The organism is Geodermatophilus bullaregiensis, from assembly GCF_016907675.1.
Classification (GTDB): domain Bacteria; phylum Actinomycetota; class Actinomycetes; order Mycobacteriales; family Geodermatophilaceae; genus Geodermatophilus; species Geodermatophilus bullaregiensis.
On the sequence record NZ_JAFBCJ010000001.1, the window covers coordinates 3,202,483 to 3,225,926 of the forward strand.

General features: G+C 77.3%; 19 protein-coding genes and 1 tRNA gene. 11 read left to right on the forward strand and 9 right to left on the reverse strand.

Annotated features, from left to right (window positions below):
• The first annotated feature begins 62 nt into the window (after positions 1–62).
• Complete coding sequence (locus JOD57_RS15190; RefSeq protein ID WP_204692783.1) at positions 63–650, forward strand: hypothetical protein; 588 nt, start codon at positions 63–65, stop codon at positions 648–650.
• A gap of 21 nt (positions 651–671) precedes the next feature.
• On the opposite strand, the gene JOD57_RS15195 is transcribed toward JOD57_RS15190, so the two are convergent.
• The 8 genes from JOD57_RS15195 to sftH form a co-directional block, all read right to left on the reverse strand.
• Entirely contained in the window at positions 672–1,412 is a 741-nt protein-coding gene (locus JOD57_RS15195; RefSeq protein WP_204692784.1) for a PIG-L deacetylase family protein, read from the reverse strand.
• A 144-nt stretch (positions 1,413–1,556) separates the two neighbouring features.
• The gene (locus JOD57_RS15200) at positions 1,557–2,108 is read right to left on the reverse strand and encodes a hypothetical protein (protein ID WP_204692785.1); all 552 of its coding nucleotides are present in this window, start codon (positions 2,106–2,108) and stop codon (positions 1,557–1,559) included.
• Positions 2,109–2,214: 106 nt separating this feature from the next.
• Positions 2,215–2,967, reverse strand: a complete 753-nt coding sequence (locus JOD57_RS15205; protein ID WP_307824706.1) for an HAD family hydrolase — start codon at positions 2,965–2,967, stop codon at positions 2,215–2,217.
• Positions 2,964–4,115, reverse strand: a complete 1,152-nt coding sequence (gene wecB / locus JOD57_RS15210; RefSeq protein WP_204692786.1) for a non-hydrolyzing UDP-N-acetylglucosamine 2-epimerase — start codon at positions 4,113–4,115, stop codon at positions 2,964–2,966. The genes JOD57_RS15205 and wecB overlap by 4 nt, the downstream gene beginning before the upstream one ends.
• The gene (locus tag JOD57_RS26940) at positions 4,112–5,167 is read right to left on the reverse strand and encodes an ATP-grasp domain-containing protein (protein WP_204692787.1); all 1,056 of its coding nucleotides are present in this window, start codon (positions 5,165–5,167) and stop codon (positions 4,112–4,114) included. Before JOD57_RS26940 ends, wecB begins: the two co-directional genes overlap by 4 nt.
• Positions 5,164–6,381, reverse strand: coding sequence for an exosortase/archaeosortase family protein (locus JOD57_RS15220; RefSeq protein ID WP_204692788.1), 1,218 nt, complete (start codon positions 6,379–6,381; stop codon positions 5,164–5,166). Before JOD57_RS15220 ends, JOD57_RS26940 begins: the two co-directional genes overlap by 4 nt.
• Entirely contained in the window at positions 6,378–7,829 is a 1,452-nt protein-coding gene (locus JOD57_RS15225) for a glycosyltransferase family 2 protein (RefSeq protein ID WP_204692789.1), read from the reverse strand. Before JOD57_RS15225 ends, JOD57_RS15220 begins: the two co-directional genes overlap by 4 nt.
• A 112-nt stretch (positions 7,830–7,941) precedes the next feature.
• Positions 7,942–10,452: a DEAD/DEAH box helicase gene (gene sftH, locus JOD57_RS15230; RefSeq protein WP_204692790.1), complete on the reverse strand. Its 2,511-nt coding sequence runs from the start codon at positions 10,450–10,452 to the stop codon at positions 7,942–7,944.
• A gap of 298 nt (positions 10,453–10,750) precedes the next feature.
• On the opposite strand from sftH, the gene JOD57_RS15235 reads away from it, so the two are divergent.
• From JOD57_RS15235 to JOD57_RS15255, 5 genes are all read left to right on the forward strand, one after another.
• Positions 10,751–13,084 carry a sodium-translocating pyrophosphatase gene (locus JOD57_RS15235; RefSeq protein ID WP_239568520.1) on the forward strand — a complete coding sequence of 778 codons (2,334 nt, stop codon included), beginning with the start codon at positions 10,751–10,753 and terminating at the stop codon, positions 13,082–13,084.
• Between the two features lie 51 nt (positions 13,085–13,135).
• Positions 13,136–13,462, forward strand: coding sequence for a hypothetical protein (locus JOD57_RS15240; protein ID WP_204692791.1), 327 nt, complete (start codon positions 13,136–13,138; stop codon positions 13,460–13,462).
• Positions 13,459–15,027 (forward strand): alpha/beta hydrolase, encoded by a 1,569-nt coding sequence (locus JOD57_RS26945; protein WP_204692792.1) that lies wholly within the window; start codon positions 13,459–13,461, stop codon positions 15,025–15,027. Before JOD57_RS15240 ends, JOD57_RS26945 begins: the two co-directional genes overlap by 4 nt.
• A 211-nt stretch (positions 15,028–15,238) precedes the next feature.
• Positions 15,239–18,118, forward strand: a complete 2,880-nt coding sequence (gene topA, locus JOD57_RS15250) for a type I DNA topoisomerase (RefSeq protein ID WP_204692793.1) — start codon at positions 15,239–15,241, stop codon at positions 18,116–18,118.
• Between the two features lie 8 nt (positions 18,119–18,126).
• Positions 18,127–18,888, forward strand: coding sequence for a class I SAM-dependent methyltransferase (locus JOD57_RS15255; RefSeq protein WP_307824707.1), 762 nt, complete (start codon positions 18,127–18,129; stop codon positions 18,886–18,888).
• Here the strand turns inward: JOD57_RS15255 and JOD57_RS15260 are convergent.
• The gene (locus JOD57_RS15260) at positions 18,875–19,663 is read right to left on the reverse strand and encodes a trans-aconitate 2-methyltransferase (RefSeq protein WP_204692794.1); all 789 of its coding nucleotides are present in this window, start codon (positions 19,661–19,663) and stop codon (positions 18,875–18,877) included. The genes JOD57_RS15255 and JOD57_RS15260 overlap by 14 nt on opposite strands.
• Before the next feature lie 32 nt (positions 19,664–19,695).
• Here JOD57_RS15260 and tmk point away from each other — a divergent pair, with 32 nt between their 5' ends.
• The 5 genes from tmk (at position 19,696) to JOD57_RS15285 (ending at position 23,429) form a co-directional block, all read left to right on the forward strand.
• Positions 19,696–20,424, forward strand: a complete 729-nt coding sequence (gene tmk, locus JOD57_RS15265) for a dTMP kinase (protein ID WP_307824708.1) — start codon at positions 19,696–19,698, stop codon at positions 20,422–20,424.
• The gene (locus JOD57_RS15270) at positions 20,421–21,590 is read left to right on the forward strand and encodes a DNA polymerase III subunit delta' (RefSeq protein ID WP_204692795.1); all 1,170 of its coding nucleotides are present in this window, start codon (positions 20,421–20,423) and stop codon (positions 21,588–21,590) included. Before tmk ends, JOD57_RS15270 begins: the two co-directional genes overlap by 4 nt.
• A 57-nt stretch (positions 21,591–21,647) precedes the next feature.
• Positions 21,648–21,720: transfer RNA gene (locus tag JOD57_RS15275), tRNA-Thr, on the forward strand.
• Between the two features lie 185 nt (positions 21,721–21,905).
• Entirely contained in the window at positions 21,906–22,553 is a 648-nt protein-coding gene (locus JOD57_RS15280) for a flagellar brake protein (RefSeq protein ID WP_204692796.1), read from the forward strand.
• A 111-nt stretch (positions 22,554–22,664) separates the two neighbouring features.
• Positions 22,665–23,429 carry an Hpt domain-containing response regulator gene (locus JOD57_RS15285; protein ID WP_204692797.1) on the forward strand — a complete coding sequence of 255 codons (765 nt, stop codon included), beginning with the start codon at positions 22,665–22,667 and terminating at the stop codon, positions 23,427–23,429.
• Positions 23,430–23,444: the final 15 nt, after the last annotated feature.

Here is a 23,444-nt window from a genome sequence, read left to right on the forward strand (position 1 = left end):
GGTCGGGTAGCCGGACGGCATGGACCTGCTCTCCCTGCCCCGTGCCGTCACGGCGTCCGCACTTGCCCTCGGCACGGCGGTGCGGCGCCCGCGTCTTCCACCCCCGGGGGCACGCGTCCACCGGGACCGTCGTGGTCGGCGGCGGCGGCGGCTGGGGCGCCCGGGTCCTCGACGAGGCAGGCAGCCACCACGTCGTGGTCCGCGTCTCGCGCGGCGCCGGGCTGCCGGAGCCGCTGCCCGACGTCGTCGGGCTCGCCGTCCGGTTCGGGGGGCTGGGCCGGGACGGCGGGCCGCTGGACGTGCTGGTCAACACCGCGGGGGGCCCGCCCGGCCTGCGCCACGTGTTCCTGCCGGCGCCGCTCGGCCGGACGTTCTCCTCCGTGCTGCCCTACCGGACCGGCAGCGGCCGCGTGGTCCTGCTGGGGGCGCGCGGCGAGGGGACGGGCACGAGCTGGGAGCTGCTCGCCGCGTCGCTCACCGGCGGCTGGGCGCGGTGGGGGCGGCTGACCCTGGGCCCGGCGGTGCCCGACGCGCAGGCGGAGACGCTGCGGTTCCTGCCGACCCTGGGCGCCGAGAACCTGCAGCCGGTCGCGCTGCTCCGCGCCGTGCGCGACCGCTCGTACCGGGAGAGCCAGGCGCTCCGCCGCTGAGGCCCCCGCCGCGGTGCCCGGTCAGCCGGCCCGGGTGCCGGCGGACGGCGTCAGCGACCACGCGGCGGGCACTCCCTCGGGGGCGGCGGCGGCGGCGGCGAAGGAGGCAGCAGCGGGCGCGAGGTCGAGCACCATCCGGGTGGGCTGGAACGCCTCGGCGTAGCCGATCCGGGCCTGCGCTCCCCAGTGGCGGGCCGAGGCCACGACGGCGTCGGGCTCGACCATCGCGGACATCTCCACCTGGGAGGCGTGCGCGGCGAGCGCGGCGAGCTTGCCGGTCACGTAGGCCGTGACGTCGACGTAGACGGTCGGGGTGAAGGTCAGGGTCGACGGGCTCTGGTAGTGCAGCACGCGGGGCAGCCGCCGTGCCGCGGCGAGCGTGGCGCTCGCCACCGCCCGGTGGTCCTGGTGGCTGTCGTCCGGCGCGTGCACGTAGACGAGGTCGGCGCGGGTCGACTGCAGCACCTGCTCGATCAGGCGGACGGTGGAGGAGTCGGCCGCGACCTCGCAGTCGTGCAGCCCGCCCCACAGCAGCCGGGCACCGAGCAGCTCGGCCGCCCGCTCCTGCTCGGCGCGGCGGCCGGCGACGTGCAGGTCGTCACCGGGGCCGTTCTCCCCGCCGGTGACGACGAGCACCGTCACCGTGTCGCCGGCCGCGGCGTGGGCCAGCAGGGCGCCGCCGCAGCCGAGCTCGATGTCGTCGGGGTGCGCTCCGATGGCCAGGACGCTGCGTCCCGTGCTCCCCGTCCGTCCGCCGTCCATGGCCGGTGTCCTCCACGACTCGAGGCGGCCTCCCCGCCCGACACCCCCTCATCGGCCGATCCGGGGCCCGCGTGCAGCACGACGGCCGGTCCTCCCCCCTCCGGGGGAGGACCGGCCGTCAGGTGGCCGGGCTCGCGCGCGGCGTCAGGTCGACGGCGGGCCCGCGGCGGCAGCGGTGTCCGGGCGCGGGCGCCGACGCCGGGAGACGGCCATCGACGCCGCCCCGACGACGCCGGCGGCGACCAGGACCATCGGGGTGCCCATGCCGTTGCCGTCGGCCGGCAGCTCGGTCGAGGAGGGGCAGCGGGTGCTGTCGTCCCGCGAGGCGGTGACGTGCCGGCTGTGCACCTGCCACTCGACGCTCGGGTAGGTCGCCGGGACCCGGACGGAGAAGGCGCCCTGGTGGGTCCCCGGCGCGAACGAGGTGACCTGCGCGCCGTCGAAGCGGCCGGGGGTCAGGACGTTCTCGAAGCCCCGGGCCTCGGTCCAGGTCAGGGGAGTGGGGTTCTCGTAGCCGAAGACCGCCGTCCAGGAGCCGTCCTGTGCGGGGATGACGCACGTCACCAGCGGCTTCACCGGTCCGCCGGCGGCGACCGCCGAGCCCGGTGTCCCGAGCACCGCGACGGCGCCCGCCGCCGCCGTCACCGCGAGCCGCGTCCCGAGCGACGGCCGCCGGCGTCGCGTCTTGCCTGCCATGGTCGAACCCCTTCCTGACCGGGCGCACGACCGCCCACCAGGGGGCCATCGGCCGGCGGGGGCGGCGGGGAGAGGCGTGCGCGCCCGGGATCACCCGCCCGGGGGGTCACCGCGCCACGGTCAGGGGCGCGCCGGCGCCGCGCAGCACCGTGAGGGCCAGCTCCGCGGCGGCCGGGAAGGAGGCGGTGACCGCCCAGGCGGCCGGCCGGTCCGGCGCCGCGGCGTACTCGCCCTGCCGGACCCGGATCGCCCGCGCGCCCACCGCCGCCGCGACGGCGACGTCCTTGCCCGGACGGTCCCCGATGACCAGCAGGCGGTCGGCGGGGACCCCGAGCCGGCCGGCCAGTTCGAGCAGCCCGGCGGGAACGGGCTTCCTCGCGGCCCGGCCGCCGAGCGCGTCGGTGACCACGACGCTGCCGAGCAGCGGGCCGAGCCCGGTCGCGGCGACCTTGGCGGCCTGGACGGCCGGGTTGCCGTCGGTCAGGCACCCGACGGCGGTGGCCTCCGCGAGGGCGGTGAGGGCCTCGACGACCCCCGGGTAGGGCGCGAGGACCCCGGGCGCGTGGGCGGTGAACGCGGACACCAGGGCGGGGACGTGCCCCGGCACCTCACCGGCGGGCACCCCGGCGGCCAGCAGCGCGCGGTCGATGGTGCCGCCGGTGTCGGACCCGGCGGCGAGCTCGCGCCGGAGGGCGGCGTGCACCCGGGCGCCGTCCAGCCCGGCCGCCGCGGCGGCGGCGCCGACGGCCTCGGCGGCGCCGGCCAGGTAGGCGGCCTGCGGGTAGAGCGTGTCGTCCAGGTCGACCACCACCCCCAGCGGCGGGGGCCCTCCCCACGGGGGCAGCGGCCCGGCGCTCACCAGGGCAACCGCCCGTCGGAGAAGTCCGGCTCGTCGAGGGCCAGCAGCGCGTCGGTCGCCTGGTCGGCGAGCAGGGCGGCGACCTGCCGGCCGGTCGTCCCGTCGCCGTAGGGGCAGGGGAGCGTGGCGGCGCGGGCCTGGCCCTCGGCGGAGGTGTGCCGGAGGGCGGCGGTGAGGACGGCGCCGGCCGCGGCGTCGTCGGCCAGGCTCGCCAGGGTGGTGGTCCCGGCCTCCACGCCCTCCCACCGGGGCGTGGACCCGCGCAGGACGACGACGGGGACGCCGAGGTAGGCCGCCTCCTCCTGGATCCCGCCGGAGTCGGTCACCGTGAGGCGGGCCGAGGCCAGCGCGCCCAGCAGTGCGTCGTACCCGACGGGGCCGGTCAGGGTGACGTCCGGGTGCGCCAGCCCGGCGTCCAGACCGGTGGCCGCCAGCCGGGCCGCCGTCCGGGGGTGCACCGGGAAGGTCACCGGCCCGACGTCGTCGGCCAGGGCCCGCACGACCCCGACCAGGCGCTCCAGGCGCACCGGGTCGTCGACGTTGGTGGGCCGGTGCGCGGTGACGAGCACCCCGGTCCGCTCGGCCACGGGCACCGGCCGGACGCCGCGGGACACCAGGGTGTCGACCACCGGGTTGCCGACGACGAAGACCCGTTCCGCGGGCACCCCCTCGGCCGCGAGGAAGGCCGCGGCCCGGCGGGTGGGGGCCAGGTGCAGCGCGGCGGCCGCCGCGGCCACCCGCCGGTTGACCTCCTCGACGCTGCGCGGGTTGAGGCTGCGCAGGCCCGCCTCCAGGTGGACGAAGGGGATCCCGGCGCCGCGGGCGGCCAGGGCGTACGCGGGGACGGTGCTGGTGTCGCCGAGGGCCAGGACGACGTCGGGCCGCAGCCGCGCCACCGCCCGCGCCGCGTCGGCGTGCAGGGCGCCCAGCCGGGCGGCCGCGTCGCCGGTCGGCAGCGTGAACCGGCAGCCGGGCGCGAGCCCCAGCGCCTCCTGCAGCCGCGTCGACAGCGCCGGGTCGGTGTGCTGCCCGGTGTCGACGACGTCGACGGCGTGCCCGGCGGCGGTGAGCGCGGACACCACGGGGGCCAGCTTGACCACCTCCGGCCGGGTGCCGAAGGGCACCAGCACGCGCCGGGCGCGGGTCACGCCGGCACCTGCGCGGTCCCGCAGGGGTCGGGCACCGGGCTGCCGTCGTCGGCGCTGTAGGTCTCGGCGAGGTACCGGCTCATCCGGACGCCGGGCGTGAACCACAGGGAGGGGAGGTCCGCGCCGGGGTCGCGGATGCCGGTCAGGTAGGCGCTGACGACGTCCGCGCCGGCCGCCAGCGTCAGGGGCAGCCCGCCGGAGAAGCGCGGGTTGACCTCGACGACGGTGGCGCGGCCGTCGTCGGCGACGAACCCCTGCACGTTGGCCGGGCCGGTCAGCCCGACGGCCTCGAGCGCGCCGGCGACGACGTCGGTCACCACCGGCGAGTCGAAGGTGGCGCCCTTCACCGAGATGCCCGCCCGGGTGTCGTCCCTCCACCGCGGGACGACCGTGAGCAGCCGGCCGTCGCGGGCCACCAGGGCGTCGGCGGTGAACTCCCGGCCCCCCAGCCGGGTCTGCGCGATGAGCGACGCGTCCTCCCGCAGGGCCTCGGCCACGGCGGAGCGGCTGTCGAGCAACCGCACGCCCCGGCTGCCCCGGCCCGCCCGCGGCTTGACCACCCACGGGCCGGGGACCTGCCCCAGCCCGGCACCGGTGTCGGTGGTGGCGGGGTGCGGCACGCCGGCCGCCCGCACGGTCCGGGCGAACGCGGCCTTGTCGCAGCACAGGGCCACGGCGGTCGGGTCGGGCAGCCACGTCGCCACCCCGGCCCGGGTCAGCTGCGTGGCCCCCGCGGCGAGCGCGGGCAGCTCCTCGGCCACGGTCCCGATGAGGGCGTCGGCCCCGTGCGCCCTCGCCACGCCCACCAGCGCGTCGACGAAGCGCGCGTGGTCGGCGCGCGGGACCGTGGCACCGGCGGTGGCCAGCGCCGAGCCGGCCGCCGTCGGGTCGGCGTCCACCCCGACCACCCGGTGGCCCAGCGCCACCAGGCGGCGGACCACCGCGACCCCGGCCGGGCCGCCGGCACCGGTGACGAGCACCGCCGGCCCCCCCGGTGCCTCGTGCCGCCCGGCCACGGGCGGGGTCGGACGGGCCGGCAGGGTCGAGGTCACCGGGGAGCCTCCGGGAGGTCGGGCGCGCGGGGCGCACGGGCGAACGTGGCGGGGTGCGGGGGAGCGAGGGGGTCCGGCGGCGGCCGCCGCGGCGGCGTCGGCGAGGACCGGGTCGGTGACCCGGCCGCGACCGGCGGGACGGCGATCCGGCAGACGGGCACCGTGACGTGCGTCCCGGCGGGGGGGACCGGCGCCGGGTCGGGGGCGCCGTCCTGCGGCCCCCGGGCCATCAGCCACCCCCGGGCCCACAGCCGGAGGGCGGCCACACGCTCGCCGGTGACCGGCTCCCACTGGCGCGCGGCCACGGCCTCGGCGAGGGAGTCGAGGACGACGGGGTCCTGCTCGTAGGTGGCCACCGCCACCAGCGACGCGGGGTGCGCGCCCAACCCGTCCGCGACCAGCTCGCCGATGCGCTGCACCCGCAGGTGCGCGGGCAGGTGCCCCAGCCGGTAGTCGATGCGGGCGGCCTCGCGGCGGGCGGCCAGCCACGCGGAGAGGCGGCGCGGGTACACGTAGCGGTGGAGGAGCCCGGTGAGCGTGGCCTGCCGGCGACGCCCGCGCCGGACGTCGTCCTCCTCCGCCGCGCGGTAGCCCAGTCCGGGCCGCGCCCAGCTGTCGGGACGGCGCGCGGTGTGCCGGCCCTCGACGTCCTGCTCCGCCCGGTCGAGGGCCGGGAGGGCGATCCACACCATCAGCAGGAAGCCGCCGAGCGTCGCGACCAGGTTCCACAGCGTGCCGACCCAGTCGTGGAACCCCACCAGGGCGCCCTCTCCCCACCACAGGCCGGCCAGGGCGGAGACCAGCAGCCGGCCGTGGTTGAGGACCAGCAGCGCGGCGACGGCGACCAGCAGACCCGCCACGGCGTGCAGCCCGCGGCCGCGGAGGACCACGGCGGTCAGCGCGACGAGTCCGAGCACCGACAGCACGGAGGAGCAGGACAGCGTGACGACCGCGTCGATGATCTCGCCGTCGCCGCGGAACAGCAGGACGTGGGTGGGGACGACGCCGGAGGCCTGCCCCGGGGCGGTCCACCCCAGGACCCGGGCGAGGACGGCCGCCTCGAGCACCTGCAGGGGCCGGGAGAGGTACCGGAAGCCGAGCACGCAGATCGCCGCGGCGAGCGCCAGGTCCAGCGCGACCGGCAGCAGTCGCCGGTTCGCCGCTCGCCAGGCGCTGCGCCGGACCGGCGGGAGGGCCAGGCCGCCCGCGGTCACCGTGGGCCCCCGGGCCGCCCGGGAGGGATGGCCGCGGCGAACGAGCGCGGCCGCGTACCGGGCGCGGTCGCGGCGGCGGGGTCCGTGCCGCCGGGCGGGAGCTCCGGCGGGACGGCCGGGTCCACCGTCGAGGTGACGCCGGACCGCGTCGTCTTCACCCAGGTGTAGGGCCGGCCGAGCATCCCGTCGACGTAGGCGCGGGAGGTGATCCAGATGGACAGCGCGAAGGCGGGCAGGAAGCCCAGCAGCCGCCAGGCCGAGCGGCGCTCCACGCGGCCGACCAGCAGGCCGACGCACAGCTCGGCCAGCGGGCCGATGAACAGCAGCATGGACAGCGGGAGCAGCCCGATCACCGGCAGGTCCCCGACCCCGAACGCGCGCAGGACGGTGAGCAGCAGCCCGAGGCCGGACAGCATCGGCACGTGGTAGACGGCGAGGAACAGCGACGTCTCGGCCTTCTCCAGCGGCGAGAGGTGGGGGGTGCGCATCAGCGGCCACCAGTGGTCGCGCAGGCACTTCTGGTGGCCGCGGGCCCAGCGGTAGCGCTGCTTCCAGAAGCGCTGGGCGCTGACCACCGCCTCCTCGAAGTCGATCGCCGAGACGTCGTAGCGCACCCGCTGCCCGGCCACGAGGATGCGCAGCGTGAGGTCGGTGTCCTCGGTGACCGTCTCGGGGTTCCACCCGCCGAGCGCGCGCAGCGTGGACATGCGCACGGCGCAGTTGGCCCCGCCGTAGGCGGGCAGCTCGAACAGGGCCTGGCGGCCGTACTCGTTGACCAGGTAGCCGGACAGGTAGTCGACGAAGACCGTGCCGGCCAAGTGCGAGTCCCGGCCGTTGCGGATCACGCACCGGCCCATGACGGCGCCGACGACGGGGTCCCGGAAGTGCCGCACCAGGCGGCGCAGCGCCGAGGGCTCGGGCTCGTGGTCGGCGTCGAAGACGAGCACCACCTCGGCCTCGACCAGGGCCAGCGCGTCGTTGAGGGCGCCGGACTTCCCCCCGCCGGAACCCGGGGGCCGGTGCAGCACGCGCAGCCGCGGCTCCCGCGCGGCCCAGGCGTCGAGCTTGGCGCCGGTGGCGTCCTCGGAGCCGTCGTCGACGACGACCAGGGTGAGCCGGTCGGGCGGGTAGTCCAGCGCCAGCAGCGCCGCGACCATCCCGTCGACGACGAGCTCCTCGTTCTTGCACCCGACGAGGACCGCGACCGGCGGGGTGTAGGCGTCCAGGCCGACGTCGGCGGCGAGCAGGTCGCGCTCGGCCCAGCGGGCGGCGGCGACGGCGAAGGCCAGGTGCCGGCAGAAGTAGACCCCGAAGACGACGTTCAGCGCGCCGGCGAGGACGCCGAGGGTGGGGTCGAGGCCGAAGGCGACCGCGGCGGCGGCGAGGGCGGCGACGTAGCCGGCGAGGACCAGCGGCCGGCCCTCCGGGCGGTCGGTGCCGTGTGCCACGGACCCTCCTCCCGCGCGCGCCGGTGGTGCGGCCGCGCCACCTCACAGGGGATCGGCAGCGGCCGCGCCCGTGTGAAGCGGAAGGGACGGCGCGGTGTCGGGGACGGCGGGGTCAGAAGACGATGTCGTCCACGGGCCGGGCGGCGACCGGGCCGGCGACCGGCCCGTGCGGCCGCTCGTCGGCCGCCAGGTCCTCGTCGGGCGCCAGGTCCTCGTCGGGCGCCGCGGTGTCCGTGCCGCCGTCCGTGCCGTCCTCGCCGGCGGCCTCCGCGGCGGCCAGCTCGTCGAGCACGACGTCGAGCACGCGGACGGCGCCGGCCTTGTCCAGGGGCTCGTTGCCGTTGCCGCACTTGGGCGACTGCACGCAGGACGGGCAGCCGCTCTCGCACTCGCAGCTGGCCACGGTGGCGCGCGTCGCCGTCAGCCAGCGCCGCAGCGCGGCGAACCCCCGCTCGGCGAAGCCGGCGCCGCCGGGGTGCCCGTCGTAGACGAACACCGTCGCGGTGCCGGTGTCGGGGTGCAGCGCGGTCGACAGCCCACCGAGGTCCCACCGGTCGCAGGTGGCCAGCAGCGGCAGGATGCCGATCGCCGCGTGCTCGGCGGCGTGCAGCGACCCCGGCAGCGCGAGGTCGTCGACGTCGGCGCGGGCGACCGCCCGCGCGTCGAGGGTCAGCCAGACGGCGCGGGTGCGCAGCTGGCGCGGCGGCAGGTCCAGCGGGAACTCGGCCAGCACCTCGCCGGTGCCGGCCCGCCGCCGCTGGTAGGCCACGACCTGGTTGGTGACGTCCACGACCCCGGTGTGCGCGGTGACCGTGCCCAGGCGCCGGGTCCGGTCCGTGGCGACGACGCCGAGGTCGGTGACGTCGCGGGCGACGGTGGTCCACTCCGGCGCCTCGGCGTGCACCACGGCGCACGCGTCGTCGAGGTCGAGCTCGTCGACGACGAAGGTCTGGCCGCGGTGGACGTAGAGCGCGCCGGTGTGCACGGTCGCGTGCGCCGCGCCGCCGTCGACGGTGCCCAGCAGCCGGCCGGTCGCACCCTCGATGATCGCCACCGGCTCGCCACCGCTGCCGCGGATGTCGACGTCGGGGCGTCCCCGCCCGGCCCAGTACCAGCCGGCCGGCCGGCGGCGCAGCGCGCCCGCGGCGACCAGCTCGTCGAGCCGCGCCGCGGCCACGGCACCGCCGAAGTCGGGCAGGTCCTCGGGCGTGAGCGGCAGCTCGGCCGCCGCGCAGCACAGCTGGGGCCCGAGCACGTAGGGGTTGGCCGGGTCGGTCACCGTCGCCTCGACCGGACGGCCGAACACCGCCCGGGGGTGGTGGGCCAGGTAGTGGTCCAGCGGGTCGTCGCGGGCCACGAACACGACCAGCGACTCCCGCTGCGCGCGGCCGGCCCGGCCGGCCTGCTGCCACAGGGAGGCCAGCGTGCCGGGGTACCCCGCCAGCACGACGGCGTCCAGGCCGGCGATGTCGATGCCGAGCTCGAGGGCGTTGGTGGTGGCCACCCCCAGGAGCTCCCCGGCCGACAGGCTCCGCTCGAGCTCCCGGCGCTCCTCGGGCAGGTAGCCGCCGCGGTAGGAGTCGACGCGGCGCGCCAGGTCGTCGCGGCCCCGCTCGGCCAGCAACCGGCGCGCCTGCTCGGCCACCGACTCCGCGCTGCGGCGCGACCGGACGAAGGCCAGCGTGCGCGCACCGCGCTCCACGAGGTCGGCCAGCAGCCCGGCGGCGTCGGCGGCCGCGGACCGGCGCAGCGGTGCACCGTGCTCGCCGGTCCGCTCGGTCAGCGGCGGCTCCCACAGGGCGAAGGTGGCGCCGGGCCGGGGCGAGCCGTCGTCGGTCACCGCCACGACCGGGGTCCCGACCAGGCGGGTGGCGGCCGCGGCGGGCTCGGCCACGGTGGCCGAGGCGAGCACGAACACCGGGTCGGCCCCGTAGCGGCGGCAGATGCGGCGCAGCCGGCGCAGCACGTGCCCGACGTGCGAGCCGAACACCCCGCGGTAGGCGTGGCACTCGTCGACCACGACGTAGGCCAGCCGGCGCAGGGTCGACGACCACCGCTGGTGGGCCGGCAGCACGCTGCGGTGCAGCATGTCGGGGTTGGTGACGATCCACCGCGAGTGCCGGCGCACCCAGTCGCGCTCCTCGGCGGGGGTGTCGCCGTCGTAGGCGGCCGGCCGCACCGAGGGGTCGGCGAGCACGGCCACCGAGGCCAGCTGGTCGCGGGCCAGGGCCTTGGTCGGGGCGAGGTAGAGCACGCAGGCCCGGGGGTCCTCGGCCAGCCGGGTCAGCGCGGGCAGCTGGTAGGCCAGCGACTTGCCCGACGCCGTCCCGGTCGCCACCACCACGGAGGTGCCGTCGTGCGCCAGCCGGGCGGCCTCGACCTGGTGCCGCCACGGCTCCCGGACCCCCGCCTCCTCCAGCCGCCGGCGGAGGCCGGGGTCCACCCACTCGGGCCACGGCAGCGTGCGGCTCTCCCGCACGGCCAGGCGGTGGACGTGGGTGACCGGGTGCTCGTCGTCCGGGGTCCCGGCGAGCAGCCCGTCGAGCAGGTCCGCGCCGGGCGGGACCGAGCCCGGGTGCGTGCCGCTCTGCCCGGACCCGTGCGCGGCGGCCGACCCGTGCACCGCCGCAGCGGGGGACGCGGCCCCCGGGCCCGGAGCACCCCCTGGTGCACCCTCCTGGCCGGATGGGGGAGCAGCCGGCCGGACCGGGTGGAGCGTGGTCACGTCCCCACTGTCACACCTCCGGGCGACGTCGCGCCGGGCCGCGCGTAGCGGATTCCGACCGCCGCAGGGCTACCGGTACGGGGTGTGACCTCCCTTACACTCCCGCGCACAGCCGCGCAGGCCTGTGCGGACTGGACGCGTACCTCCGCCGACCGGAGCGTGTGCCCGGGCGGCAGCCGACCGCATGGAGGAACACATGCCGGACAGTGCGCTCTCCGGCGGGGACGTCGCCCTGGTGACGATCGTCCTCGCCATCTCGCTCGCCGCCCTCGCCTTCGCCGCGTACCTGGTCCGCGCCGTGCTGGCCGCCGACCAGGGCACGGTGAGGATGCGCGACATCGCGCAGGCGGTGCAGGAGGGTGCCGCGGCGTACCTGCGCAGACAGTTCCGCACGCTCGGCGTCTTCGCCGTGGTCGTCTTCCTCCTCCTCCTGGTGCTCCCGGTGGCCGACGGTGGGTGGGGGACCCGCGTGGGGCGGGCGGTCTTCTTCCTCGTCGGCGCGCTGTTCTCCGCGTCGGTCGGGTTCATCGGCATGACCCTGGCCACGCGCGGGAACGTCCGCGTCGCGGCGGCGGCCAACGCGGGCGGCTACCAGCCGTCCTTCCGCATCGCCTACCGCACCGGTGGTGTGGTCGGGATGATCACCGTCGGCCTCGGGCTCTCCGGCGCCGCGCTCGCGCTGCTCCTCTTCGACGACACCGCGCCGATCGTGCTGGAGGGCTTCGGCTTCGGCGGGGCGCTGCTGGCGATGTTCATGCGCGTCGGCGGCGGGATCTTCACCAAGGCCGCCGACGTCGGCGCCGACCTCGTCGGCAAGGTCGAGGCCGGCATCCCCGAGGACGACCCGCGCAACGCCGCCACCATCGCCGACAACGTGGGCGACAACGTCGGCGACTGCGCCGGGATGGCCGCGGACCTCTTCGAGTCCTACGCCGTCACGCTGGTCGCCGCACTGATCCTGGGGCAGGTCTTCTTCGGCGCGGAGGGCATGGTCTTCCCGCTCCTGGTCGCCGGTGTCGGCGTCATCGCGTCGATGGTCGGGGTGCTCGCCACCCGGCCGGGCAAGAGCGACTCGAGCGGGATGGCACCCATCAACCGTGGCTTCTTCACCTCCGCCGTGGTCTCCCTCGTCCTGGTCGCCGCGGCCTCGTTCACCTACCTGCCGAGCATCTCCGACGGCGTCGACATGGCGGTCAGCCCGCAGGTCCTCGGGTTCCTCTCGGTGCTCGTCGGCGTCGTGCTCGCCGCGGCCATCCAGCAGCTCACCGGCTACTTCACCGAGACCAGTCGCAAGCCGGTCAGGGACATCGGCCGCAGCTCGCTGACCGGCCCCGCCACCGTGATCCTCTCCGGCATCTCGCTCGGACTGGAGTCCGCCGTCTACGCCGCGCTCCTCATCGGCGGCGCGGTGTACGGGGCGTTCCTCATCGGCGGCGGCGCGGCGCTGTACGCGGTGGCGCTGGCCGGCTGCGGCCTGCTCACCACGGCCGGCGTCATCGTCGCGATGGACACGTTCGGGCCGGTCAGCGACAACGCGCAGGGCATCGCCGAGATGTCCGGGGACATCGACGAGGAGGGCGCCCGGGTGCTCACCGACCTCGACGCCGTCGGCAACACCACCAAGGCCATCACGAAGGGCATCGCGATCGCGACGGCGGTCCTGGCCGCGACCGCCCTCTTCGGCTCGTACAACGCCCAGATCGCCGTCGCCCTCGACGAGGCCGGCGGCGCCCTCGGGAACGCCTTCAGCCTGGTGAACCCGAACAACGTCGTCGGCGCGGTGCTGGGTGCTGCGGTCGTGTTCTTCTTCTCCGGGCTGGCGATCAGCGCCGTCTCGCGAGCGGCCGGGCGAGTGGTCTTCGAGGTGCGGGAGCAGTTCCGCACCCGTCCCGGGATCATGGACTACAGCGAGCGCCCGGACTACAGCGCCGTCGTGGACATCTGCACCAAGGACTCGCTGCGCGAGCTGGCCACCCCGGGCCTGCTCGCCGTCCTCGCGCCGGTGGCGGTCGGCTTCGGCCTGGGCTTCGGCCCGCTGGCGGCCTACCTGGTCGGCGCCATCGCCGCCGGCACCCTGATGGCGGTCTTCCTCGCCAACTCCGGCGGTGCCTGGGACAACGCCAAGAAGATGGTCGAGGACGGCGCGTACGGCGGGAAGGGCAGCGAGGCGCACGCCGCCACGGTCATCGGCGACACGGTCGGGGACCCGTTCAAGGACACCGCCGGCCCGGCGATCAACCCGCTGATCAAGGTGATGAACCTCGTCGCGCTGATCATCGCTCCCGCGGTCGTCGCCCTGTCGGTCGGGGAGGATGCCAACACGGTCCTGCGGCTGGTGATCGCGCTGGGCGCCGTCGTGGTCATCGTGCTGTCCGTGGTGGTCTCCAAGCGCCGCTCGGTCGTCGTGGGCGGGAGCACCGACGACACCGCCGGTCCGGGACTGACCGCGCCGGTCGTGGGCGGGCCCCCGGCTGTGGACGGATCCCCGGCTGTGGACGGCGCGACGCCCGCTGCCCGTCCCCGCTCCTAGCGTCCGCGGCGCCGGTCCACCCCGGGCCGGCGCCGACGCCAGGAGGGTCCCTTGTCCGTGCAGATCGCCGTCCGACTCGACGCCGTCCAGGCGCTCGGTGAGGAGCTCGCCGCCCTCGCCGCCGAGCTGTCCGGGGACGTCGACCTCTGTCGCGCCACGGCGGTGTCCCTGGCGACGGCGGTCAGCGGGAGCGCGGCCGAGCAGGCGGGGGGCACCGGCCGGGCGTGGGCGACGCTGCTCGCCGACGTGGTCGCCGGCGCCGAGGCGACCGCAGGGACGCTGCTCGCCGCGGTGCACTCCTACCGCCTGCAGGACGCGGCCCTCTCCGACCGGCTGCTGCTCGCCCGCGCAGCGGCCGACGCCGGGGCGGCGGCGTGAGCGCCCCCGGCCTGACGGCCGTCGCGGCCTGGGACACCCCTCTGCTCGACGGGGCCGTCTACACGCTCGAGGCGGTCGCCGAGCGGCTGCCGCCGTGGCGCGCCCGGGTCGAGGCCGTCGCCCGCACCCTGGCCGACGTGCGGGTCTGGTACGGGCCGGCCGGGCAGGAGGCCGCCACCGCGCTCGGTCAGGTGTCCTCGGTGGTGACCGCCGTGACCGGAGCCCTCGGCGCGTCCCTCGAGCGGCTGTGGGACACGGCCCGGGAGGCGCGCACCGCGCAGGAGCTGGCCGAGCAGGCGCTGGCCGAGGCGGCCGCGGTCCCGGTCGCCCTGGAGGAGACCGGTGGGGTGGTGCCGCCCGCGCCGGTCCCGCTGCCCGCCGACGCGACCGCCGCGCAGGTGGCCGGCCACGCCGCCGAGCTGGCCGGGCAGGCGGCCGCCGCCCAGCGGGTCGCGGGCCTGGCGGCCCGTGCACTGGCCGCGGCGGCGCGTGCGGCCCTGCACGCCGCGACCTCGGCCGAGCCGCTCGCCGCGGTCGGCGGGCTCGGGCCCGTGGTCCCCGCCGACTTCGCCGGCCTGGCGGCGGCCGTGGGCCGCGGGCTGGCCCTCGTGCCGGTGCTCACCCCGCCCCCCACCACGCCGCCCGAGGCCGTGGCCTCCTGGTGGGCGGACCTGTCCGGGCCGGCCCGGACGTCGCTGACCGCGGCGGACCCCGCCGCGGTGGGCAGCCTGCACGGCGTGCCGGCCTGGGCGCGGGACCGGGCCAACCGGCTGCTGCTGGAGCAGGCGCTGGGCGACCCCTCGGGCGCCGGGTACGCGACGGCGCTGGCCGTCGCCGCCGAGATCGAGGCCGAGGAGGCAGCCGGTCGGCCGGTCCAGCTGTGGGTCCTCGACCCCGCACGGGAGCTCGTGGCGCTCGCCTACGGCGACCTCGACACCGCCGAGGGCGTCGGCGTCCTCGTGCCCGGGGTGGGCAACGTGGCCGCCGAGGACCTCGACGACCAGGGCGACCGGGCACAGGCGGTCGCGGACGCGGCCCTGCGCGCCGCGCCGGCCGCCTCGGTGGCCACCCTCGCCTGGTTCGGCTACCGGCCGCCGGCCGGCCGGGAGCTGGGCCGGATGGTCACCCGGTCGCGGGCGGCTCAAGGCGGGGTGGCGCTGGCCGGGGACCTGGCCGGGCTGGCGGCCGCCCGCGCGGCGGACCCGGCGCGGGCCGGGACCCTCCCGCGGGTCACCGTGCTCGCCCACAGCTACGGCACCGTGGTCGTCGACGAGGCGGCCGACCAGCCCGGCCGGCTCGCCGCCGACGCCGTCGTGCTCCTGGGCAGCCCGGGGATGGAGGGCGACGCCGGCGACCTCGAGGCCGCCGAGGTCTACGACGCCACCTCACCGGTCGACCCGGTCTCCCAGCTCGGCTGGTTCGGGACCGACACCTGGGTCCCCGAGTTCGGCTCCACCGGGCTGCTGGCCGACTGGGACACCGGCCACGGCGGCTACTTCGACCCCGCCCGGCCGACGCTGGCCGCACTCGGCGAGGTGGTGACCGACACCCGCCGGCCGGACTGAGCCGGCGGACCGGCCCTGCGGCCGGGCGGCGCGCGGACCCCGGGAACAGGCGGCGCGCTGCGCCGTTGGTGCCGGTGACGGCGCGCCCACGCGGGGTCGCCAGCCGGTCGCGTTCCGGCGTCGTGGCCTACCGTGGCCCGCCGAGGGGGCGCACCGGGTGTGCCGACCACCGCGCCGCGCCGCCACGACCAGCACCACCGACAGGAGCACCGTGCCCACGAAGACCGCGAAGAACGGCGAGAGCACCGGCCGCACCGCCGGTGGCACCAGCACGCCCGCCCGCCGCCGCCCCGCCGCCACCGGGGGTGGCCGGCCGCTGGTCATCGTGGAGTCGCCGACCAAGGCCGGCAAGATCGCCGGCTACCTCGGCAACGGCTACGTCGTCGAGGCCAGCGTCGGGCACATCCGCGACCTGCCGCGCAACGCCGCCGACGTCCCGGCCGAGCACAAGGGCGCCTCGTGGGCCCGCCTCGGGGTCGACGTCGACAACTCCTTCGAGCCGCTGTACGTGGTCAGCCCCGACCGCAAGCAGCAGGTCAGTCGGCTCAGGCAGCTGGTCAAGGACGCCAGCGAGGTCTACCTCGCCACCGACGAGGACCGCGAGGGCGAGGCCATCGCCTGGCACCTGGTCGACACCCTCAAGCCCCGCGTCCCGGTCCGCCGGATGGTGTTCCACGAGATCACGCCCGAGGCGATCGCCCGGGCCGTGGCCAACCCGCGCGAGCTGGACACCGCCCTGGTCGACGCGCAGGAGACCCGCCGCATCCTCGACCGCCTCTACGGCTACGAGGTCAGCCCGGTCCTCTGGAAGAAGGTGCTCCCCAAGCTCTCGGCCGGCCGCGTCCAGTCGGTGGCCACCCGCATCGTCGTGGAGCGGGAGCGGGAGCGGATGGCGTTCACCGCGGCCGACTACTGGTCCCTCGACGGCGTCTTCGCCGTCCCCGGCCGGGCCGGCTCCGGCACCGACGCGGGCGAGCCGACGACGCTGCGCGCCCGGCTGGTCAGCGTCGACGACAGCCGCGTGGCCACCGGCCGCGACTTCGACCCGGCGACCGGCCAGGTGACCGGCGACGTCGTCCACCTCGACGAGGCCGGTGCCCGCGGGCTGGCCGCCCGGCTCGAGGGCCGGCAGGTGACGGTGAGCCGGGTCGACGAGAAGCCCTACCGGCGCCGTCCCTACGCGCCGTTCATCACCTCCACGCTGCAGATGGAGGCCGGCCGCAAGCTCGGCTGGTCGTCGGCGCAGGTCATGCGGGTGGCCCAGCGGCTCTACGAGAACGGCCACATCACCTACATGCGGACCGACTCGACCAACCTGTCGAACGAGGCGATCAACGCCGCCCGCACGCAGGCCCGCGAGCTCTACGGCGACGCCTACGTCCCCGCGGAGGCGCGCCGCTACAGCAAGAAGGTCAAGGGCGCGCAGGAGGCGCACGAGGCGATCCGCCCCGCCGGTGACTCCTTCCGCACCCCCGGCCAGCTGGCCGGCCAGCTCGCCCGCGACGAGTTCCGCCTCTACGAGCTCATCTGGCAGCGCACGGTCGCCTCGCAGATGGCCGACGCGGTCGGGCAGACCGTCAGCATCCGGCTGGCCGGCCGGAGCACCACCGACGAGCGGGTCGAGTTCACCGCCAGCGGCCGCACCATCACCTTCCCGGGCTTCCTGCGCGCCTACGTCGAGTCCCGCGACGAGAACACCGGCGACGACGACCACGGCAGCGACGACGCCGAGCGCCGGCTGCCCCGCGTCGAGCGCGGCCAGCAGCTCGACACCCGCGAGCTCGAGCCCAAGGGCCACACCACGACGCCGCCGGCGCGCTACACCGAGCCGAGCCTCGTGGCCCGGCTGCAGGACCTCAACATCGGCCGCCCGTCGACCTACGCGTCGATCATGCAGACCATCCAGGACCGCGGGTACGTGTGGAAGAAGGGCGCCGCGCTGGTGCCCTCCTTCGTCGCGTTCGCGGTGGTCAACCTGCTGGAGCAGCACTTCGCCGCGCTGGTCGACTACGACTTCACCGCGCTGCTGGAGAACGAGCTCGACGAGATCGCCAGCGGCGGCCTCGGCCGGGTCGACTGGCTCACCGAGTTCTACTTCGGCGGCCAGGGCCACCACGCCGGCGGCATCGCCGCCTCCGGCGGCCTCAAGCAGGTCATCGGCCAGCAGCTGGAGGAGATCGACGCCCGCGGCGTCAACTCGATCCCGCTGCGCGCCACCGGGCCGAACGGGGAGCCCGTCGTCGTCCGGGTCGGGCGCTACGGCCCCTACCTGCAGGCCGGCGGTGAGGACGGGGCGCGGATCAGCATCCCCGAGGACCTCGCGCCCGACGAGCTGACCGGCGAGAAGGTCGCCGAGCTGCTCGCCGCGCCGTCCGGTGACCGCCAGCTCGGGACCGACCCGGACACCGGCCACCCGGTGCTGGTGAAGGCCGGCCGCTACGGCCCCTACGTCACCACGGTCGTGCCCGAGGGCAGCAAGGAGGCCCCGCGCACGGCCAGCCTGCTGTCCTCCATGACGCCGGAGACGGTGACGCTCGAGGACGCGCTGCGGCTGCTGACCCTCCCGCGCACCGTGGGTGCCGCGCCCGACGGCGAGGAGATCCAGGCGCTCAACGGCCGGTACGGGCCGTACCTGAAGAAGGGCACCGACTCCCGCTCGCTGGAGAGCGAGGACCGGCTGTTCACCGTCACCCTCGACGAGGCGCTGGCCGTGTTCGCCCAGCCCAAGCAGCGGGGCCGGCGGGCCGCCGCCGCGCCGCTCAAGGAGCTGGGCGCCGACCCGGTGACGCAAGGGCAGGTGACCGTCCGCGAGGGCCGGTTCGGCCCCTACGTCACCGACGGCGAGACCAACGCCAGCCTGCGCAAGGGCGACGACGTCGAGACCATCTCCCTCGACCGGGCCGCCGAGCTGCTCGCCGACCGCCGCAGCCGGCCCACGACGAAGAAGGCCACCCGGAAGACGGCGGCGGCGAAGAAGACCACCGCCAAGAAGACCACCGCCAAGAAGTCCACCGCGGCCAAGAAGACGGTGGCGAAGAAGACGGCAGCGAAGAGGACGGCGGCGGGCACCGACGCCGTCCCCGCCGGCTGAGGGGGGCCGTGACCGACCCGGTGGACCCCGCGACCTGGCGGCAGCGGCGCACGTCCTTCGGCTCGGTCGCGGCCGACTACGCCGCCCTGCGGCCGGGCTACCCCGCCGACGCGGTGGCGTTCCTGCTCGGTGACCGGCCGCGGCGGGTGCTCGACCTGGGCGCCGGCACCGGCCTGCTCACCGACGTCCTGGTCGCCGCCGGGCACGAGGTCGTCGCCGTCGACCCGTCCGCGGAGATGCTCGACCAGCTGCGCGCCCGGCACCCCGACGTCCCGGCGCTGGTCGGCGGCGCCGAGCAGGTCCCGCTGCCCGACGCCACCGTCGACGCCGTCGTGGCCGGTCAGGCCGCCCACTGGTTCGACCCCGCGCCGGCCGCCGCGGAGCTGCGCCGCGTGCTGCGCCCGGGGGGCACGGTCGGGTTCGTCTGGAACGTGCGCGACGAGCGGGTGCCCTGGGTCGCCGCGCTCGGCGCGGCGCTGGCCGGCGAGGCCCGTGGGCACGAGGCCGACCAGGGCGTGGTGGCCGCCTTCGCCGCCACGCTGCCCGCCGACGTCGCGACGGCGGAGTCCCGCGTCGTCCAGCCGGTCACGCCCGAGCAGGTGGTCGGTGGCATCGGCACCCGCAGCTACGTCGCCACCATGGACGCCGCCGGCCGGGCCGCCTTCCTCGGCGGCATCCGCGAGCTGCTGGCCACCCACCCCGACACCCGCGGCCGCGACGTCCTCGAGCTGCCCTACCGGACCGACGCCCACCGGCTCACCCCGCGCTGAGCCCGCCCACGGCGAACACCCGGCGGAACGGCAGCACCGTCGTCCCGTCGGGACGGGCCGGGTAGGCCTCCCGCAGCGCCGCGGCGTAGGCGGCGGTGAGCTCGGCGGCCTCCGCGTCGTCCAGCAGCGCCACCACGGGCCGCAGCACGGTGCTGCGCACCCACCCCAGCACCGGGTCGGGACCGCGCAGCACGTGCAGGTAGGTGGTCTCCCAGACGTCGGCGGCCAGCCCGGCACCGGTGAGGACGTCGAGGTAGCCGGCCGGGTCGAGCACGGCGTCGGCCGGGGGAGCGGCAGCGGCCAGCCGCCCGGCCCACCGCGGGGACGTGCACAGGTCGGCCAGCAGCCGGTGCGTCGGGGCGGTGTGGTTCCCCGGCACCTGCACCGCCAGCCGGCCGCCGGGCGCCAGGTGCCCGGCCCACCGCGCCAGCAGCGCCGCGTGCCCGGGCACCCAGTGCAGGACGGCGTTGCTGACCACGACGTCGACCGGCCCGTCGGGCCGCCAGTCCCGCACGTCGCCCTGGACGAAGGCCACCCGCCCCGGGACGGCGTGCGCGGCCGCTGCGGCGAGCATCTCCGGCGAGGAGTCGACGCCGGTCACCCGCGCGCCGGGCCAGCGCGCGGCGAGCGACGCGGTGAGCGCGCCCTCGCCGCAGCCGAGGTCGACCACGACCCGCGGGTCGGCCGCGTCCACCCGGGCGAGCAGGTCGGCGAAGGGGCGGGCCCGCTCGCCGGCGTAGCGGAGGTAGGCGGCGGGGTCCCAGGCGGTGTCCACGACGCGACCGTAGGAGACGCCCGGGGACGTCGGTGCCGGCCGGTACCGTGGGGCCGCCGCCGGGCGGACCGGCGAGAGGACCGCACAGCTCCGGGAGACCCGCGATCGACGCCGACCCGCGCCCGCCCGGCCGCGGGCTGTTCGTCGCCTTCGAGGGCGGTGAGGGCACCGGCAAGTCCACCCAGGTCCGCCTGCTGTTCGACTGGCTCGGGCGGCACGAGGTCCCGGCCCGGATCACCCACGAGCCCGGTGGCACCCCGCCGGGCGCCCGCATCCGCGCGCTGCTGCTCGACCCGGCCACCGCCGGCCTGTCCCCGCGCGCCGAGGCACTGCTCTACGCCGCCGACCGCGCCCACCACGTCGCCGCGGTGGTGCGCCCCGCGCTCGACGCCGGCGAGGTGGTCGTCACCGACCGCTTCGTCGACAGCTCGCTGGCCTACCAGGGCGCCGGGCGCACGCTCGACCTCGACGAGGTGCGCCGGCTGTCGGCCTGGGCCACCGGCGGTCTGGTGCCCGACCTGACCGTGCTGCTCGACCTGCCCGCCGAGGCCGGCCTCGCCCGCGCCCTCGGCCGCGCCGCCGCCGACCGGCTGGAGTCGGAGTCGCTGGACTTCCACGAGCGGGTGCGGGCCACCTTCCGCGACCTGGCCGCCGCCGAGCCGGGGCGCTACCTCGTCCTCGACGCCGCGCGGCCGGCCGAGGACCTCGCCACCGCCGTCCGCGAGCGGGTGGCGCCCCTCCTGCCGGGGCGGGTCGCGTGAGCGCCCCCGGCGGTGTGTGGGCGCAGGTGGTGGGCCAGCCGGCCGCCGTCGCCGAGCTGCAGGCCGCCGTCGCCGACCCCGCGGCCATGACCCACGCGTGGCTGTTCACCGGGCCGCCGGGGTCGGGCCGGTCGGTCGCCGCCCGGGCGTTCGCCGCGGCGCTGCAGTGCCCCGCCGGCGGCGACGGCACCTGCCACGCCTGCCAGACCGCGCTGGCCGGCACCCACGCCGACGTGGTCGTGATCGTCCCCGACGGGCTGTCGATCGGGGTCGCGGAGGCCCGCGAGCTGGTGCGGGTCGCCGGCCGGGCGCCGTCGCAGGGGCGCTGGCAGACGATCATCGTCGAGGACGCCGACCGCATGAGCGAGGCGGCGGCCAACGCGGTGCTCAAGATGATCGAGGAGCCGCCGCCGCGCACCGTCGTCGTGCTCTGCGCGCCGAGCCTGCACCCCGACGACGTCCCGGTCACCATCCGCTCCCGGTGCCGCGTGGTCGCCCTGCGCACGCCGCCGGTCGACGCGGTGGCCGACGTCCTCGTGCGCCGCGACGGCGTCGACCCGGCGCTGGCCGCGTGGTCGGCCGCCGCGGCGGGCGGGCACGTCGGGCGGGCGCGCCACCTGGCCCGTGAGGAGAGCGCGCGGCTGGCCCGCAAGGCGGTGCTCGACATCCCGCTGTCGCTGGTCTCCCTGGCCGCCTGCCTCACCGCCGCCGACGACCTGGTGGGCGCCGCCCGCGAGGAGTCCGACCGGACCAGCGCCGCCCTCGACGGCGCGGAGACCGAGGCGGTCAAGGCCAGCCTCGGCGTCGGGGCGCGCGGCCCGGGGGTCGCGGCTGCCAGCCGCGGCGCCGGGCAGCTCAAGGAGCTCGAGCGCCGGCAGAGGTCGCGGGCGACCCGCATCGGCCGCGACTCGCTGGACCGCGCCCTGGTCGACCTGGCCGGGCTCTACCGCGACGCGCTGGTCCTGCACGCCGCCCCGGGCGAGGCCCTGCCGCTCAACCACCCCGACCGCCGTGCCGACGCCGAGGACCTGGCCCGGCGGATCGGCGCCGAGGGCGCGCTGCGCCGCATCGACGCGGTGCTGGCCTGCCGGACGGCGCTCGAGCAGAACGTGAAGCCGCAGGTCGCCGTCGAGGCGCTCACCGTGGCGCTGCGCCTGCCGGCCTGAGGACCGGGCCGTCGCGGCCCGCCCGCGGGGGTGTCGTAGGCTGTGTGCCGCACGCCCGCCGCCTTAGCTCAGTCGGTAGAGCATCTCACTCGTAATGAGAAGGTCGTCGGTTCGATTCCGACAGGCGGCTCTCCCTCGCCCGGCGTCCCGCCGGAGCAGCTCCCGGTCCGGCATCATCGCTCGTCGGCGCGCGCGTCCTCCTTCGGAGGGAGCCGGTCCGTGCACCCCTCACCCCTGGGCGGCGGAGTGCCGACCATGCGCTCGGGGCCCCACGCGGGGCGCCCGCGTCACGGATGACGAGCGAGAGGAACAGCGATGAGCACGCCGGGAGTCGACCACCCGGAGGAGCGGTCGGTCGTCGACGTCAAGGCGGTCAGCCGCGACGACGTGCTGGTCAGCTTCGTCGAGCAGGTGTCGGCGGGCGAGCTGGTGCTCAGCGTCGGCACGGACGCCGAGCAGCGCCGCGTGCGGCTGGAGCCCGGGGAGCACCTCGAGCTGATCTGGCGCGGTCCCGAGGAGCTCCGGTCGGTGCCGGCCGAGCTGGTCGCCGTCACCAAGGAGGACGACCCCACCTGGCGCGTCCGCACCATCGGGCCCTCGTCGCGCGGTCAGCGCCGGGCCGCCGTCCGGGCGCCCCTGGACGTGCCGTTGGAGCTGAAGGTGGGCCAGACCGTCCTGCCCGGCGCCACCCTCGACCTCAGCGAGGGCGGCACCCGCTGCCTGCTGGCCGGCGACTCCGCGAAGCAGCCGGCCGTCGAGCCCGGCACCGTCGTCCCGGTGACCGTCGACCTCGACGGCGAGCGCCTCACCGTCGACGCCGAGGTGGTGCGGCGCCACCCGCGGGAGGACGAGCGGACGGAGCTGTCCCTGCGCTTCCTGCGCATCGGCGAGAAGCGCGAGGACCAGATCCGCCGCCGGGTCTTCGCCGAGCTGCGCGACCTGCGCTCCCGCGGCCTGATCTGACCCGGCCGCGGCGCCGGACCTCGATCGGCTCCAGTCGGAGCTGTTCCCTGCCGATGTCCCGGTGACGCGGCGGGCGGCCGGCCCGGCGGACGACGGATCGAGGAGGGGCCCGTGGCCTCCGTGCTGCTCGTGGAGGACGAGGACACCACCCGCCTCCTGCTCGAGGCGCGGCTGCGGTGGGCCGGGCACCGGGTGCACGCCGTCGCCTCGGCCCCCGAGGCCCGCGCGGTGATGGGCGGTGCCGTCCCGCCGGAGGTCGTGGTCACCGACATGTTCATGCCCGGCGGCAGCGGCCTGGGGCTGGTCTCCTCGCTGCGCGCGCACCCCGACTCGGCCACCGTGCCCGTCGTGTTCCTCAGCGCCCGCGCGCTGCCCGGCGACGTCGCCGCCGGCCGCGCCCTGGGCGCGGTCTACCTGGGCAAGCCCTGCACCGTCGCCGAGCTGACCGCGGCGATCGCCCAGGTCCTCGGCGCGCCGGAGACCGCCCTCGAGGGGGTGGTGCGCCAGCGGGTCGCCGACCTCGGCGCCGTCGACAGCGACGAGGAGCGCGAGCTCGTCGCCACGCTGCTCGACCTCTTCGTGGAGCAGGCCCCCGCCGCGGTGGCCGCCGTCGAGGGTGCGGCGGTCGCGGGCGACGCCGTCCTCCTCCAGCAGGCCGCGCACCGCCTGGGCGGAGCCGCGGCCACCCTCGGCGCCGAGCCGCTGGCCCGCGCCTGCGCGGAGTGGGACGAGGCCGCGCAGGAGGGCTCCCTGCCCGACCCCGCGCGCGTGGCGGCCGTCCTCTCCCAGGAGGTGCCGGCGACCTGCGCCGTCTTCGCCGCGCTGGCCGCCGAGCTGCGCGCCGGCCCGCCGGGGGACGACGTCACCGGCGGCTGACCGGCGTCGGCCAGG

What these genes read in the sequence shown, in the direction of transcription:
- JOD57_RS15235 (WP_239568520.1), top strand. Translation starts at nt 10,751, where the DNA reads ATGCCGGACAGTGCGCTCTCCGGCGGGGACGTCGCCCTGGTGACGATC.
- JOD57_RS15280 (WP_204692796.1), top strand. Translation starts at nt 21,906, where the DNA reads ATGAGCACGCCGGGAGTCGACCACCCGGAGGAGCGGTCGGTCGTCGAC.
- JOD57_RS15195 (WP_204692784.1), bottom strand. Translation starts at nt 1,412, where the DNA reads ATGGACGGCGGACGGACGGGGAGCACGGGACGCAGCGTCCTGGCCATC.
- JOD57_RS15200 (WP_204692785.1), bottom strand. Translation starts at nt 2,108, where the DNA reads ATGGCAGGCAAGACGCGACGCCGGCGGCCGTCGCTCGGGACGCGGCTC.